Here is a 16,359-nt window from a genome sequence, read left to right as displayed (position 1 = left end):
TGAAAATTCAAAATACGTCCCGGATACACACATGTAATCTTATAACAGGGGATAAAAATGAATTTGAAGTTTCGTCGTTTGTTGATGGCAACCTTGGCCGGTGGTCTGTTAACAGGTTTGACGTCTGTCTCGCATGCTGATTCAACGACTGATCTGGTTCAGGCGCTGATTAGCAAAGGTGTTTTGACTGAAGAAGAAGGCGCTTTGTTGATGAAGGGCCGTACTAATGAAGTTGAAGTGCAGAAAAAGAAAGAAAGCAAGAGCTGGACTAGCCGTGTCAATATGCGTGGCTATGTGCAGGTTCGCAATACCCAGATGCTGGGTGGCGATGAAGGGGTTAACCTGTGGTCAGACCGCTCCGTAGGTGATGACCACTCATTGGGTGATGCAGATAAGAACTTCTTGATCCGCCGTGCGCGCATCATCATTTTTGGTGATTATGGTGATCACCTGAGCTACTACATCCAGCCAGATTTCGCCAGCTCTGTGGGCGGCACATCCAACTCTAATGCGAGTGGTGCCGGTAACTTTGCCCAGCTGCGTGATGCCTATGGCGATGTTTATATTGATAAAGAACGTGTACACCGTGTACGCGTAGGTCAATCCAAAGTGCCATATGGTTTTGAAAACCTGCAGTCAAGTTCAAACCGCCTGGCATTAGACCGTAACGATGCCTTGAATAGTGCTGTGCGCGATGAGCGTGACCTAGGTGCGTTCTACTACTACACACCAACCAATATCCAGGCTTTGTTTGAAGAAATCAACAAGAGTGGCCTGAAACACTCCGGCAACTACGGTATGTTTGCGTTGGGCTTGTATAACGGCCAAGGCGCTAATGCCCGTGACCAGAACGATAACTACCATGTGGTTTCACGTCTGACTTACCCATGGAAAACACAAAGTGGCCAGATCTACGAAGCAGGCATTCAAGCTTATAAAGGCGACTACATTTCAACCACTGGCAATTACAGCCGCCGCAACCCTGTGACTGGCGTATTGGCATCTTCTCCAGCGCCTACCTTGGGCACTGGCACGCCTCTTTCAGGCCGAAACGGTATTGAAGACGAGCGCGTAGGTATCAGCTTTATCATGTACCCACAGCCTTTTGGTATTCAGGCCGAGTGGAACTGGGGTAACACACCGGGTCTGGACATTACGAAAAACGTGATTGAAAAGAAAAGCCTGAACGGTGGTTATGTACAAGCCATGTATAAAATCGATAACTTCCAGTTCTTGAGTACCAATGGCACATTGATTCCGTTTATCAAATGGCAGTACTTTGATGGCTATAACAAAGCGGAAACTAACTCACCTGAAAACCATGTCAATGACTGGGAGTTCGGTTTAGAGTGGCAACTGGCACCAGAGGTTGAGTTGACAGCTGTCTACCACCGTATGAATCGTACTAACCTCGTGACAGGTAACCGTGCAACCGCGAGTGCTGCAAATAATCTGCAAGCCAGGGAAGATTACGATAACTTCAAAGCAGAAGCGTTGCGCGTACAACTGCAATACAACTTCTAATAACAACCGTATCAAAACTTAAATTGAAATCCCGCAGTCTTGCGGGATTTTTTTTTATTTTATATATAGTTAAAAGTAATATAAAAATAACGAATAATTATTTTTTAAAATATAAATAGTCTGAAATAATGCCCTTCATTCAATGCAGTGAGGGGCATCATGTCTACAGTATTAAACAAACCGGAAACACAAGCTGACGAAGCCTTGTTGGCGATTGTTGCGGCGGCCATTGCGGCTGTGCAGAAGGATACCGGTTATGGTTCTATTGAAATTACAGTACATGATGGGCGGGTGACGCAAATTGAACGGCGTGAGAAAGTGCGCTTTGATCACCAGATAAAACCCAAGAAGTAGTTGATAAGATTTTACTGAGCACTGACCAGGCTGCTGGAAGTCATTAATTAACGGGAGATAATACATGCAGTTAAAGAAATTAAGCCTTGCACTGGCAACCGCAGGTGTGTGGTGGCTGGGTAATGGCGTGGCCGCGGCGGCAGAAGAGGTACAGCTGGCCGAGACACAAGTAGAGGATGCTGAGCAACAAAAGAAAGTAAAAGCACGCCTGGAAGAAATCAAGGCTGAAGAAAAAGCGGCTGCCAAAGCAGCAAGTGGCTATTATGTTGAGCGCCGTAGTTATGGCACACAAAAAGAAACCGAGCCACCAAGATACGTAAAACAATTAAACAAAACATGGTTGAAAGATTACGACAGTTTTGCTGATGTTGACTGGCTGGACATTGGCTTTGAATATCGCGCCCGTTACGAAAGCCGTCAAAACGATTTTCGCCGTGCGCAAGAAAATATTGATGATCCACTCCTGTTGCGTTCACGCGCTTATTTGGGCCTGAAAAACATTTTAGACCCGTTCCGTTTCGCGGTTGAAGTGCAGGATTCCCGTCGTAATCACAGTGATTACAATGATAGTACTGATCGTCGTTTATCCAACGACCCAAAAGATATTGACCATGCTGACTTTTTACAGGCCTATCTGGAACTGTATTTCAAAGAAAGTATTTTTGGCAAAGATGACCTGGGTAACAATCGTCCATTCTGGGTGCGTGGTGGTCGTCTGGCTTGGGAAGACCTGGATCGTCGTTTGATCGCACGTAACGAGTGGCGCAACACGACCAATACTTTCCAGGGTATCCGTGCCAATATCGGCGAAAAGAAAAATGACTGGCAGTTGGAAGCTTTTGCCGTACAACCGGTACAGCGCTTTGCCAACCAATTGGACCAGGTTGATCATGCCCAGAAATTTTACGGCCTGGTGGGTGACTGGCGCGGCTGGTCTGACTATGTGACGATTCAGCCTTATTACTTTTACCTGAAGCAGAATGGTAACAGGGTTGAGTATGACGGTAACGGTACCGCATATAGTGACCGCAGTGTTTATACTAATCCATTACAACAAGTCAGGGCACAAGTTGATCGTGAGATTAATACCGGTGGTGTGCGCGTGTATGGTGTGGTTCCAGGAACACAATGGGACTATGACGCGAGCTACAGCAAACAGTGGGGTGAAGTTCAACGCTATATTGGCAGTTTGGCAACAGGCCGTTATATCAATGTTGATCACGATGCTTATGCCTATACCGCAGAAGTTGGCTATACCTTTAACAAGCATTCATGGAAACCACGTTTCAGCGGTTCTTATGGCGTAGCGAGCGGCGATAAGGTCTCTGGTACGACTGCGACGGACACTTCTGACAATCAGGGTTTTGACCGTTTGTTCGGGTTTGCACGTCCTTGGTCTAATAACGACTATATTCAAATGAATAATATTCGCGCAGCCAAAATACGTGCAGAGTTCGATCCTAAAGTGCCATTTTTGGATAATGTGAAAGTAGATACGGGCTTTAGCTGGTATCGCCTGGATAGCGCAACAGACCGTTGGGCAGCAGGTAACAATTTGCAGGATGTCACGGGTAATGCTGGTAGAGACTTAGGTAAAGAGTTCGATTTAAGAGTTCGTTTCCCATTGAGTCAATATGCTGCTTTGAATCTGGGTTATGCGCACTTCTGGGCTGGCGATTTTGTGAAGACAACGTCACGCCTGGTTGCGGGGCAAGCCAATCGTTCCGATACGTCCAACTTCTTCTATACCGAGCTGACTTTATACGGCTTCTAATAACAAGGGAATATGATGAGATTCAATCATAGTTTAAAACATGCTTTACTGGCGCTCACTCTGACATTCCCATTATTGTCTGGGGCTGCCGATGTCAACCTGCTCAATGTGTCATACGACCCGACCCGTGAGTTGTACCAAGACTACAACGATGCATTTGCAAAGTACTGGAAAGCCAAAACAGGCGACAATGTGATTATTAAACAGTCACATGGTGGCTCAGGCAAGCAGGCGCGTTCAGTCATCGATGGCTTGCAGGCGGATGTGGTGACACTGGCCTTATCTTACGACATTGACGAAGTGGGCAGCAAAGGCCGTTTGTTTGGGCCAGACTGGCAAAAACGTCTGCCGCATAACAGCTCACCTTATACCTCCACCATTGTGTTTCTGGTGCGTAAAGGTAACCCGAAAAACATCAAGGACTGGAATGATCTGGTGAAGCCAGGGACTTCGGTGATTACACCGAACCCGAAAACCTCGGGCGGTGCACGCTGGAACTACCTGGCTGCTTATGCTTATGCGCTCAAGCAGAACAATAATGACGATGCCAAGGCCAAGGACTTCCTGAAAAAGCTGTTTAAAAACGTGCCGGTGCTGGATAGCGGTGCGCGTGGCTCAACCACCACTTTTGTCGAGCGTGGCATTGGTGATGTGTTGCTGGCTTGGGAAAACGAAGCTTTCCTCGCGTTGAAAGAACTGGGTCCGGACAAGTTTGATATCGTGGTGCCTTCCTTGTCGATTTTGGCTGAACCGCCTGTGACGGTGGTCGACAAAAACGTCAAACGCCATAATACGCAGGCCGTGGCAGAAGCATATTTGCAGTATTTGTATAGCGAAGAAGGCCAGGAAATTGCGGCGAAGAACTACTACCGCCCAACCCTGGAGTCTGTCGCCAAGAAATACGAAAAACAGTTTCCAAAGGTCAATTTGATCAAAATTGATGATGTGTTTGGCGGCTGGCAAAAAGCACAGAAAACACATTTTGCCGATGGCGGCGTGTTTGACGAGATTTACCAGAAATAAGATTTGATCAACAGAAAAAGGCATTTACCCAATGCCTTTTTCTTTCTCTACAACAAGGAGAGTGTTTCATGTCAAAAGCATTAGTGATTGGTGGTGACCGTATAGAAGGCATCAAACAGGTACTGCAGGCGCAAGGGATCGATAAAATTGATCACTGGACCGGCAGGAAGCCTGGCGATGTGAAACGCGAGCTACCGGCAAACGTCAATGTGATTGTGTTGGTCACGGGCTGGCTCAATCATTCCATGATGTACCGCATCAAGCATGTGGCACACAAGCGTGGCCTCAAGGTCGTATATACACGCAATAGCGCGGATGGCATGCAGCGCGTGCTCGAGGCGGCCTGATCGTGCGCTTTACCATGCCCCAGCCCTAATTATTAATTTTTTTTAAATTAGGTCTAAATTTATCCGTTTGTTTAACCGATAACACTATTGAGATTTAAGGTTTAATGACCTGACTCAAGAATCTTTTTTGCTTGTGGCAGAGAATGATGCAGTGATAGCGGTTAAAGGGTAAATAATGAGTCAAACCGGGATTGGCGAACTGGCAGCGCCACTCAGCGAAAATATAACGCAGCGGCAGTTTATGCGTCATCGTCTTGTGCGTAAAGTGCAGGACAACACCCATTTCTTGGCCATGGCCAGCATGGTCTGTGGCTTGCTGGGTTTTCCGCATTACCTGTTAGACGTTGATAACAATGTCTGGCTGGCACAATTACTGACTTATCTCACCTTTATTCTGGTCAGCTACAATTTGCTGCTGGAAAACGGTCGCACCAATCTGGCCATGCTCACCATGTCACTGGTCACCATCAGTTTGTTCATGGTGCAACTTTCTCCTTACGCCGCCGATTTTAACGATACTGCGCAGTTGCTGCGCATTGCGAATGACATACAGGTGCAACAAGACTCGAGGCTGGTGGAATATGCCTCAGGTGCTTTGCTGGCGTGTCTGATTGCCATTTCCTATCTCTTCCAGCGTTCTGGCTGGCTAGCCACCAGCCAGGCTATTTTGTGCGTCGCAGTCATGATTCCATTGATTCCGCTACTGGGGTTTTTGTGCGGCATTGCACGTCCTTACGGCCTGATGCCGCCGCTGGCAACTCTAAGTGGCTTGTTGTGCGCCTTTGGTTTATTGGCCAGGCACGCGTCGCATCCGCCCATGAGTTACTTGTTGCTGATGGATGACAATGGTAAGCAGATACGCTTCAGTATCGTTTTCTTGAGCTTTTTCGCCATTATGCTGGCCAGAGCCGGTGTCGAGTTTGAAGACAATATGCGTGCATTGCCAGCGGTCGTTGTGGTAGCGATTTTGGCGATTGTTTACACGATGACTGTCACCTATTACCGCAAAGGGCAAAGCAACGAACAGGTGCTGCCAGCGACCGATATGGACTTTGCCAGCCAACTGGAAGCTGCGTTGGATAGTCACCAGTTCTTTATGGTGTATCAACCACAAGTCGATTTCAATACCGGCAAATTAAAAGGCGTCGAGGCCCTGGTACGCTGGCGACATCCGGAAAAAGGCATTATTTCTCCAGAAAAGTTTATCCGGGTGGCCGAATTGACCGGTCTGATTGTGCCTTTAGGCAAATGGGTCATGCGCACGGCTTGCACGCAGGCTGCGCAATGGCACCATGACCCTGTGTTGGGCAAGATCGAAGTGGCGGTGAATGTCTCCGCCCTGCAACTCAAGTCAGGCACGCTGGTGGAGGATATTTTACAAATCCTGGCTGAAACCGGCTTCCCGCCACAGCGGCTGGTGGTTGAGCTCACCGAAAGCTCTTTCGTGCAGGATGATGGTGAAAATGCCCGCATCATGCATCGCCTGAAACAGGCGGGCATCAAGCTGGCGATTGACGATTTTGGCACCGGATATTCGTGCTTGTCTTATCTGCGTGATATTCCTGGCGACTATTTAAAAGTGGACCGTTCATTTGTGATGGAATTGCCTGGCCATAACAAGGCCGAGGCGGTGATTCAGGCCATCGTCAGCTTAGGTAAGAGCCTGGATTACCGTATTATTGCCGAAGGTATCGAAACTGAAGCCCAGGCCGGTTTTCTCAAAGGTATAGGCTGCGATATCGCACAAGGTTTTCTGTTTGCCCGGCCGCTGGAAGCCCAGGCTTTACAACAATGGGTGGCGAACAATCTGCCCGTAGAGACCGCATCAGCAAGCGCTTAATCAGTGGCGATGGCCATGCCTGTTGTCGAGATAGCCTGCACTGTGAGCTTGTTTATAAAAACACGTTATTCCATAGCGAATCATCCATGAGTATCAATTTAATTTGATTTAAAGGATGATAAAACCCTGTTTTATTTTATGTTGATTTCAATGTACTTGCGCCTATAGTAAAACAAAACTGCCTGCCAGCGCGGGCGATAATAATAGATAGCGACAGGGGGCAACATGTCAGTATCCAACATTGACTGGTCAGCTGTAACTGTTCAGGAATGTACAACGCAACGCCAGTACATGCGGCATCGATTTCTTAGAACAGTACAGAAGTACTCTCCTTGGCTGGCACTTGCCAGCATTGTGAGCGTGCTGCTAGGGTTCCCATTGAGTGAGCTGCACCACACCTTTGAATTAAGTGTGCTGCAGAGTGTGAGTTACCTCATTTTTGTTGCGGTGAGTTTGCGCGTCATTTACGACACCAGGCGTGAGCATCCTCTGATTGGCTGGCTGATTGGCAGCGTGTTACTCGGCTATATGCTGCAAACTTATTGGCTATTAAGCAGCCACGCCTCTTTTAGTCATATTGCTTCCATCAACAGTTTTTCACAAGTGGTCAGCCATGGCCAGATTGCGACCGATTTCGGCATGTCGTTGCTGGTGATCGCAGGCTTTTTGTTATGCCACTTTCAATGTAACCGCGCAAGCCAAGCGGTACTCAGTGTCGCGTTGCTGATGCCGGTGACTGGTTTACTGGCGCGAGCATATGGTATCCCGGATGCTTATGGCCAGCTGTCTCTGCTGTCTTGTTTGGGCGGCTTGCTTTGTGCCTCTGCCTTGCTTGCCAAGCAGGTGTCGCAAACCTCAATGAGTTATCTGTTATTGATGGACGACACCGGTAAGCATCTGCGCTGGATCGTCAGTTTGCTGTTTTTATGCGCGATCGTCCTCGGTGGTGTTGGTGTTTATTTTAAACATGATTACCGTTTGACGCCGTTGATCATCACGCTGGCATTGACTTCTGTCGTCTGTATCATGACCTTCACTTATTACCGTAAAGGCGTGATGCATGAGCAAGTCTTGCCACCTGAAGACCTGGCATTTGCCAGTGAACTGGAAGCTGCGATTGCACATCAGGAGTTTTACCTGGTTTACCAGCCGCAGCTGAATTTTATGACCGGCGAACTGGTAGGTGTAGAAGCATTGATCCGCTGGCAACATCCGCAACAAGGCGTGGTGCCGCCCGCCAAATTTATTGGTGTGGCAGAGCTGACTGGCTTGATTGTGCCTATGGGCGCCTGGGTGCTGAAAGCGGCCTGCCAGCAGGTGGCCGCCTGGCAAGAGGGGGCGTTGAGCAAGGTCAAAGTGTCAGTCAATGTTTCTCCCATGCAACTGCGCTCGCCGGGATTTACCGATTATGTGTTGCAAGTCCTGCGCGAAACCGGCCTGTCCGCAGAACGCCTAGTGATTGAGCTGACCGAGAGTGCGCTGATTCATTCTGATTGCAAGGGCACCGATAGTTTGCAGGCGCTAAAACAGCTTGGGGTCAAACTGGCGATTGATGATTTTGGCACTGGCTATTCATGCCTGGCTTACTTGCGTGATATCCCCGGCGACTATTTAAAAGTCGATCGTTCTTTTGTCAATGACGTGCCAGGCAAAGAACGTTCAGAAGCGGTCACCAGTGCGATTGTTGTGCTCGGCAAAAACTTGCATTACCAGATCGTGGCAGAAGGGGTGGAGACGGAGGCGCAAGCTGAGTACCTGAAAAGCCTGGGCTGTGATCTGGTACAAGGGTATTTATACGCCAAGCCGATGGAAGCGCAGGCATTGCAACAGTGGGTCAGCGCCAGGCGCACATAAGTGTGTCGCCTGGCATTTAAACGGATGCTGGTTGAAACTTGTGATGATTGAGCTTTGACCTGACCAGCTCAATATGCGCACGTAACTCATAAGCATATTGTGAGAATGGCACTGGTAATTTCACATTGACCACTTTCGCTTCAATTTCATTGAGTTTTTCCAGGCATTCCTCTACATCTGCAGCACTCTTGATCTCTTGTAATTGGGTATCAAGAAAGCGCAACTCGCCGTAATAACGGAATAGTTTGCGTTTAACAAGCCACACATACACCATCGGGATAATCTTGGTCAGCGGGATCAGCAAGGCCAGCAATGGCAAGATCACGATCAAGGTGCGGTTCACAAATGTCGCTGCCCAGAACGGCAGGTATTTATCAATAATCGGTAAGCCGGATTTGTAAAAATTAAGCGCCTGCGTACTCAGTGGGAAGTCGGTATCTTTGGCTGAAGGAAACTCGCCTTTGGTATTAAACAGGCTAGGGCCGCCATGTACCTCGGCAATCACTTTCATCATCAGGTAAGCCAGGGCAGGATGCATGCTTTCTTTCACCACCAGCGTGGCTGTAGGCGCTACTAAGTGCACATCATGCCCCGGAATGTTGCGCGCCAGGTCCATGGCGCCTTCAGGCAGCACCAGATGGTGCATAAAGGCGAATTTTCGTGAAAAGGCTTCTGCGGTATCCATGCTCAGCAAGCGCAGGCGTTTGTCAGTCACCATTTCGTGAATCATGCCAGAATTGGCGACATCCACAAACAGTGCGGCATCCAGTTTGCCCTGTCTTAGCGCAGTCGCGGCTTCTTCGCCGCCAATGGACACGAGCTTGGTATTGCTATTGTTAATGCCACTTTCTGTGAGTAGTGTACTGACCAGGGTATGGGTACCATTGCCAGCATAACCGATGGCAATACGTTTGCCTTTGAGCGCTGACAAATGCGTCGTAGTGGCTTTGCAGCGGCAAAAAATCCATACCGGCTGGTAATACAAGCTGCCGAGGGATAGCAAGGATCCTGCACCTTCGCTATGGGCCACACCATCCTGGATAAAGGCAATGTCGACGTCTGATTCCGGATCTTTCAGCAAACGCAGATTTTCAGTATCCCCTGACGTTTTACGCAACTCCAGCGTGATGCCTTCCTTTTGCAAGTAGACGCCGTAGATAGCCGCGTAGGCGTTGTAGTTTAAATCGGCCTCACCAGTAGCGATCACAATCTTGCGTGGTGGCGCCGGGTCTATGAATTTGTAGGCAAAAAACAGGGCGAGGCAGATCAGCAGAACTGAAGGCAGTGTGGCCTCCAGCATTTCTCTGGTAAAAATTGAAGTGAATTTGTTATTACGCGGATCAAATTTCATCGGTCAGCTTTTATTGATACCTGATTGTAGAGAGCCTCAACCCCGCGGGCTGGTGTGAGTGATTTTACAGAGGCTTGCACAGAATGTCACAACAGAAGTGCTGGAGCAAACAAAAAGGGCGTACAGTGATGTGCCACTGTACGCCCGTTGCGGTCGAGATTGCGTGCGCTTAAGCGTGATAAGACGCCAAACGCTGCAACACCGCAATCATGCGGTCAATTTCTTCATAGGTGTTATAAAACGCCAATGAAGGACGCACCGTGGTTTCGACACCAAAGCGGCGCAAGATAGGTTGTGCGCAATGATGACCAGAACGCACCGCAATGCCTTCTTCATTCAGCGCTGCACCGACTTCTTCACTCTGGTAGCCTTTGAGTGCAAATGACAGCACGCTGGCTTTGTGTTTGGCGGTACCAATCAAACGCAGGTTGGGGATCTGGCTCATGGCTGCGGTCGCGTATTCAAGCAAAGCATGCTCGTAGGCAGCGATGTTCTCAATGCCCAGGCGTTCCACATATTTCAGTGCAGCACCTAAACCCACGGCATCCGCGATGTTGCCGGTGCCTGCTTCAAACTTGGCTGGCGCCGGGTGATACACCGTTTTTTCAAAGGTGACATCCTGAATCATATTACCGCCACCTTGCCAGGCCGGCATGTCTTGCAACACGTCTGCTTTACCATACAGCGCACCAATACCGGTCGGGCCGAAAATCTTGTGTCCGGAGAACACAAAAAAGTCAGCATCCAGCGTTTGTACATCCGTACGCAGGTGCGAGACGGATTGTGCGCCGTCCAGTAATACCTTGGCGCCAACCCGGTGTGCCATGGCAATCATTTCCTGCGCCGGCGTGACGGTGCCCAAAGCATTCGACACTTGCGTGAAAGACACCAGTTTGGTTTTTGCCGTCAGCAATTTCTGGTATTCCTCCAGCAAGATCTGCCCACTATCATCGACCGGAATCACCTTGATCACCGCGCCTGTTTCCTGGCATAGCTGCTGCCAGGGCACGATATTGGCGTGATGCTCAAGGTTGGAAACCACAATCTCGTCACCAGCGCCCAGGTGCTTCTTGCCCCAGGTTTTGGCCACCAGGTTAATGGCTTCGGTGGTGCCACGCACAAAAATTACGTTATTCACCGACGGTGCATTGATAAAGCGGCGCACGGTTTCACGAGCATCTTCATAAGCATCCGTCGCACGTGCCGCCAGTTCATGCGCAGCGCGGTGAATATTGGAGTTTTCGTGCTGATAGAAATAGCTGATGCGGTCTATGACTACCTGTGGTTTGTGCGTGGTTGCGGCGTTATCAAACCAGACTAACTGACGGCCGTTGACGCGCTCGTTCAGAATCGGGAAGTCGCGGCGCACGGCATGCACATCAAAGGCTGGATGCGCAGAGGCGGGCAGGCTACCGATGACGGCTGGCTCAGCTTGCAAAAAATAGAATGATTGCGCGCTGCCCGCAGATGGTTTGTTGGCCGGTTGCGTGGATGCTGCTGATGACGGAGACTGGCCCGCACCTGTGCCCAACCAGCGATCAAGCTCCTGCTGATAGGGAATCTCAATGCCCAGCCCGCCAAATGCGGCCGGTGCCAGGTAAGCGGCGTCAGGCTGCAACACATTCAGGTGTGCCGGATGGTTATGCAGCGGATCACTGGCCAATGTTTCCACGCCAGGCGCGTAAGTGAGTTGCTGCGCCTGTGTTTCCAGCGTAACGGGTTGCACTTGCGACTGAACGTAGCTAGGTGACGATACGCCCAAAGAGCTGCCCCCTGCATTGCCCAGTTTCGTGGTCAATGAGTCAGTGGCTGGCACAGACGGTTGTGGTGTATGTCCAGCGGCCAATGATTGCGCAAAGTCTGCTGCGGCAAACGGGGCGGTGGCCGGAAAGCCCTCGGCGTAAAGATCATTTACCAGTTGCGTCAGGGTGGCGGTATCCAGCACCCCTGTGTTTTCCAGTTCGCGACCCACGCCCAGCGCAGCCGTCATCTTCGGATGCTCACCCGGTAGTGAGGCTAATATCGCCTCAGGCTCAAAGCTCGCTAAATCGATAGAATTACTTGTAGTCATAGTAATGGTCAACTCCGACATCTTCCAGTACGGCAATCGCATCTTCGGTCAGCACTGCCAGTGAGCAATACAGGGAGACCAGGTAGGACGCAATCGCTTTATGGTTGATACCCATGAAGCGCACAGACAAGCCCATGGTTTGTTGACCTGGCAGGTTCGGTTGATACAAACCAATCACGCCTTGTTTGCTTTCGCCTACGCGCAGCAACAGGATTTTGGATTTGCCATTGACGATAGGCAGTTTGTCGCTAGGAATCAGCGGTACGCCGCGCCAGGTCAGGAATTGTGAGCCAAACAGGGACACGGTTGGTGGTGGCACGCCGCGACGGGTGCACTCACGGCCAAAGGCAGCAATCGCTTTCGGGTGCGCCAGGAAGAACGCAGGCTCTTTCCAGACTTTGGTCAGCAATTCATCCAGGTCGTCCGGGGTAGGGAAGCCGTTACGGGTTTTTACCGTTTGTGACTTGGCCACGTTGTTCAGCAGGCCGTATTCCTTGTTGTTGATCAGTTCGCTTTCCTGGCGCTCTTTCACCACTTCAATGGTCAGGCGCAATTGCTCTTTGATCTGGTTGTGCGGGCTGCTGTAAAGGTCAGACACGCGGGTATGTACGTCTACCACGGTGTTGACGGCGTTCAACACATATTCACGGCCCCATTCTTCGTAGTCGACAAAAGTCGCTGGCAATTCTTTTTCGTCTTTGTTAGAGCAATCGACCGTAATGGCGTTAGGATCTTTGGCCTTGTTGACGCGGTAAATACCAGCTTCTACCGGTACCCAATTGAGCAAATGCACCAGCCAGCGTGGGCTGATGGTGCTGAGCATAGGCACCGATTTGGTGGCATTGGCAAGCGTTCGTGCGGCGACATCGCCTAAGGCGCTTTGGGTTGGTTGTTCAGACATACGATTATTCTCCTTATTAAACTAATTAATTAGCGGCTAAAAACTGAGTGGTTAAAAATCAAGCAGCCACCGGAATCGGTTTGGCATCCGAATGTGCTTGTGTGACATGACTATTGGCGGGCACGCTGCGGGTGACCCAGACATTGCCGCCAATAATTGAATGTTTGCCGATCGTGATGCGGCCCAGGATCGTGGCGCCGGCATACACCACTACGTGGTCCTCCAGAATCGGGTGACGTTCAAACTTTTTGACCAGATGGCCATTGGCATCTTTGGGGAAGTTTTTGGCACCCAATGTCACGGCCTGATACAGGCGGACATGGCTGCCAATAATGGCAGTTTCGCCAATCACGACGCCCGTGCCATGGTCGATAAAAAAGTGATCGCCAATTTGCGCACCAGGATGGATATCAATCCCCGTCTGTGAATGGGCAATTTCGGTCATTAAACGCGCAATAATGGTCAGCCCCAGGCCATGCAATACATGGGCAATACGATAATGAATCAAGGCCAGGATGCCGGGATAACTGACCAGGATTTCATCCACACTGTCTGCTGCCGGGTCGCCCTGGTAGGCGGCCTCCAGATCTGTATCCAGTTGCAAACGGATATGAGGTAACTGCTCTGAAAACTGGGCAGTGAAATTATGTGCTTGCGTGCGAAACTGGTTGATCGGTTCACTGGGCGACTTGAAGGCCAGTTCCAGGCGAATCTGATGCTGTAACTCTCGCAGTGCTTTATCCAGCGTTGTCCCGACGTAGAAATTAATGGCATTGGCCTGAATGTCAGGATCGCCCAGCCGATTGGGGAATAGGGCTGCTGCCAGCCATTCTACGCATTGACCCAAGGCCTTGCGAGAAGGGAGTTTCGGTGGTTGTGATAAGCGCTGGCGTTGTTGTAACGCGCTTTCTCGTATGTTGGCCAGTTCTTGCACGATGTGCTCAATCGCGATTTCTTGCATCGTCAATTCGTCCTGTCAGTATCCGTTTTAGCTGCTAAAAACGCAAAAAGCCAGCTGCACGAATAGTGCAAACTGGCTTCTAGTGGTCTAGTCAGCTTTAATATTCGCCCACTATAAAATAAACGGCTGTAATTGAACAGGGTCGAAGTCAAATAATTATTGATTATTTGCTTATTCCATTTAGTTATTTAGTGGACGGGCTTGCAAAAGGGGCTGCAACATTGATTTAAGTAACCCTTTTGCCCCTATAAAATTACTCTACTGCATCAGCATTTGCAATGCAGTAGAGGCCATTTATCTCCCTTTTTATATATATTTTTATATTATAAATATATTATTTTTTATTCTTTTTAAAAATATGAGATTGTCGGTATAGTTCAGGCCAGTTTCAAAATAATAAGGGAGTTATGTATGCCGTTTGTGTTGCGCAGTGCCTTATTGGCCGTGTTGTTTAGCAGTGTGTCACTGCAAGCCGCCGAGTTGTTGAATGCGTCTTATGATGTGACCAGGGAGTTTTATAAGGATTTCAATCCGGCGTTTGTGCAGTACTGGAAAGAGAAAACTGGCGAAACGGTGACCATCAACCAGTCACACGGCGGCTCAACCAAACAGGCGCGCTCCGTGGTCGACGGCTTGCCGGCAGATGTGATTACCATGAACCGCAGTGCCGACATTGATATCCTGGCACAAAAAGGCAAACTGATCCCGGCCAACTGGCAAACACGTTTACCCAATAACAGCGTGCCTAGTGCTTCACCAACGGTATTTCTGGTGCGTAAAGGCAACCCTAAACAAGTCAAAGACTGGGATGACCTGGTGCGCCCAGGCGTGACTTCCGTGATTCCTAACCCTAAGACGTCCGGTAACGGTAAATATAGTTATCTGGCGGCCTGGGGCTATATCACACAAAAAGGCGGCGATGCAGTGAAAGCGCGCCAGTTTGTGACAGAGTTGTTCAAGCATGTGCCCGTACTGGATACCGGCGGCCGCGGTGCAACCACCACTTTTGCCCAGCGTGAAATCGGCGATGTGCTGGTGACGTTTGAAAATGAAGTCTACCTGTTGCAAAAGGAACTGGGTGAGGACAAATATGAAGTGGTGTATCCGTCTGTGACCGTATTGGCCGAGAATCCGGTGTCATTGGTGGATAAAGTGGTCGATAAAAAAGGCACACGCAAAGTGGCACAGGCTTATCTCGAGTTCCATTTCTCACCACAAGGGCAAGCGCTGGCCGCCAAGCATTATTTGCGTCCGCAAGTAAGCGAAGTGGCGCAACCGGCATTCAAGAAGTTACATACGTTCACCGTCAAGCAGGTGTTTGGTAGTTGGAACGAGGCTGAAAATACGCATTTTAGCGATGGCGGTATTTTCGACCAGATTTACCAGAAGTAAGCAGATTTTTCAGAAGTACAAAGTAGTCTCGCAGGAAGGAGTCACGATGACGCAACGTCAATCAAATCAGGAACCAGAACATGTCGTACAGTTACGCGCCGAGTTAAAGCAGGCGCTGTCGCTGGATCTGGAAGAGTTGGGGCTGTTAGAAGCCAGTTCGGGTGAATATGAGAGTACCTTTATCGGGGTGCATCTCAAAACGGCTTTTCAGCCTATTTATGATGCCAAACAAGGCGATATCTACGGCTACGAAGCCTTGATCCGCCCATCTTTGTTTGGCACGCTGGGCAGTACGCCGGAATTCGCATTCACCTACGCCGAGCAATCGGGCAAGCTGGTACAGTTTGACCGCGTCTGCCGCTCGCAGCACGTGTTGAACTATCGTGCGATTCATCAGGAAAATGGTTTGCTGTTTTTGAACGTGCACCCCAAGTTGCTGCTTGAAGTCAGCGCACACGGCAAGGTGTTTGAGCAGATCCTGCATAAATACTCAGTGCCTACGCATCGTGTCGTGCTTGAGATTAACGAGTCCCTGATTGAGCAGGACAAGCACCTGATTTCTGCCATCGAGAACTACCGTGCGCTGGGCTATCAGATTGCGTTTGACCATGTGGGTGGCCATCAGAGTAAGTTGTACCGCTTATGGAATGCCCATCATGACTACATCAAGTTTGATGTGTCGGTCATTCATCAGGCAGCACAACAACCAGCGCTGGCCAAAGCCCTTAAGGGCCTGGTGGCAACTGTGCAGGACTTAGGCAGCATCCCGGTGATTCTTGGCATAGAAACACAACAGCAACTGGATATTGCAATTGCTTCTGGCGCGACCGTGCTGCAAGGTAATTTATTGGCGGCGCCGGTAGTGGCCAAGGTCATTAATGACCAGTACCAGCACCGTTCACCTAAAGTAGCGTAATCATCCCTTCTTCAATATAACAGGCGCTTATAAATTAATGATTATCTATTC

General features: G+C 49.6%; 13 protein-coding genes. 9 read left to right on the top strand and 4 right to left on the bottom strand.

The annotated features are described in order from the left end of the window. Window positions 1–57: 57 nt before the first annotated feature. From MET42_RS0109405 to MET42_RS0109375, 7 genes are all read left to right on the top strand, one after another. Window positions 58–1,524 carry a porin gene (locus MET42_RS0109405; RefSeq protein ID WP_019882678.1) on the top strand — a complete coding sequence of 489 codons (1,467 nt, stop codon included), beginning with the start codon at window positions 58–60 and terminating at the stop codon, window positions 1,522–1,524. Window positions 1,525–1,683: 159 nt separating this feature from the next. Beyond that, a complete protein-coding gene (locus tag MET42_RS0109400; RefSeq protein WP_019882677.1) occupies window positions 1,684–1,878 on the top strand; it encodes a YezD family protein in 195 nt (64 codons plus the stop codon). Window positions 1,879–1,942: 64 nt separating this feature from the next. Then, a complete protein-coding gene (locus MET42_RS0109395; protein ID WP_019882676.1) occupies window positions 1,943–3,652 on the top strand; it encodes an alginate export family protein in 1,710 nt (569 codons plus the stop codon). A 15-nt stretch (window positions 3,653–3,667) separates the two neighbouring features. Next, on the top strand, window positions 3,668–4,675 hold the full coding sequence (locus MET42_RS0109390) for a sulfate ABC transporter substrate-binding protein (protein ID WP_019882675.1): 1,008 nt from the start codon (window positions 3,668–3,670) through the stop codon (window positions 4,673–4,675). A 68-nt stretch (window positions 4,676–4,743) separates the two neighbouring features. Continuing rightward, entirely contained in the window at window positions 4,744–5,022 is a 279-nt protein-coding gene (locus MET42_RS0109385) for a DUF2325 domain-containing protein (protein ID WP_019882674.1), read from the top strand. A gap of 175 nt (window positions 5,023–5,197) precedes the next feature. Then, window positions 5,198–6,862: an EAL domain-containing protein gene (locus tag MET42_RS0109380; RefSeq protein WP_019882672.1), complete on the top strand. Its 1,665-nt coding sequence runs from the start codon at window positions 5,198–5,200 to the stop codon at window positions 6,860–6,862. Window positions 6,863–7,087: 225 nt separating this feature from the next. Then, window positions 7,088–8,716 carry a bifunctional diguanylate cyclase/phosphodiesterase gene (locus MET42_RS0109375; RefSeq protein ID WP_232411438.1) on the top strand — a complete coding sequence of 543 codons (1,629 nt, stop codon included), beginning with the start codon at window positions 7,088–7,090 and terminating at the stop codon, window positions 8,714–8,716. Window positions 8,717–8,732: 16 nt separating this feature from the next. Here MET42_RS0109375 and MET42_RS0109370 read toward each other — a convergent pair whose 3' ends face one another. The 4 genes from MET42_RS0109370 to epsC form a co-directional block, all read right to left on the bottom strand. Then, a complete protein-coding gene (locus MET42_RS0109370; protein ID WP_019882670.1) occupies window positions 8,733–10,067 on the bottom strand; it encodes a TAXI family TRAP transporter solute-binding subunit in 1,335 nt (444 codons plus the stop codon). 169 nt (window positions 10,068–10,236) lie between these two features. Continuing rightward, a complete protein-coding gene (locus MET42_RS0109365) occupies window positions 10,237–12,138 on the bottom strand; it encodes a family 2A encapsulin nanocompartment cargo protein cysteine desulfurase (protein WP_019882669.1) in 1,902 nt (633 codons plus the stop codon). Then, a complete protein-coding gene (locus MET42_RS0109360) occupies window positions 12,125–13,039 on the bottom strand; it encodes a family 2A encapsulin nanocompartment shell protein (RefSeq protein ID WP_019882668.1) in 915 nt (304 codons plus the stop codon). The genes MET42_RS0109365 and MET42_RS0109360 overlap by 14 nt, the downstream gene beginning before the upstream one ends. Window positions 13,040–13,097: 58 nt before the next feature. Beyond that, on the bottom strand, window positions 13,098–14,000 hold the full coding sequence (epsC, locus tag MET42_RS0109355; RefSeq protein WP_019882667.1) for a serine O-acetyltransferase EpsC: 903 nt from the start codon (window positions 13,998–14,000) through the stop codon (window positions 13,098–13,100). 411 nt (window positions 14,001–14,411) lie between these two features. On the opposite strand from epsC, the gene MET42_RS0109350 reads away from it, so the two are divergent. Together MET42_RS0109350 and MET42_RS0109345 are read left to right on the top strand one after the other, a co-directional pair. Further along, window positions 14,412–15,392, top strand: a complete 981-nt coding sequence (locus tag MET42_RS0109350) for a sulfate ABC transporter substrate-binding protein (protein ID WP_019882665.1) — start codon at window positions 14,412–14,414, stop codon at window positions 15,390–15,392. A 46-nt stretch (window positions 15,393–15,438) separates the two neighbouring features. Next, window positions 15,439–16,308 (top strand): EAL domain-containing protein, encoded by an 870-nt coding sequence (locus tag MET42_RS0109345; RefSeq protein WP_019882664.1) that lies wholly within the window; start codon window positions 15,439–15,441, stop codon window positions 16,306–16,308. Window positions 16,309–16,359: the final 51 nt, after the last annotated feature.

This window comes from Methylophilus sp. 42 (genome assembly GCF_000384155.1).
GTDB lineage: Bacteria > Pseudomonadota > Gammaproteobacteria > Burkholderiales > Methylophilaceae > Methylophilus.
The sequence above is the reverse complement of the archived record's forward strand: the minus strand, read 5'-3'. Positions and strand labels throughout refer to the sequence as shown.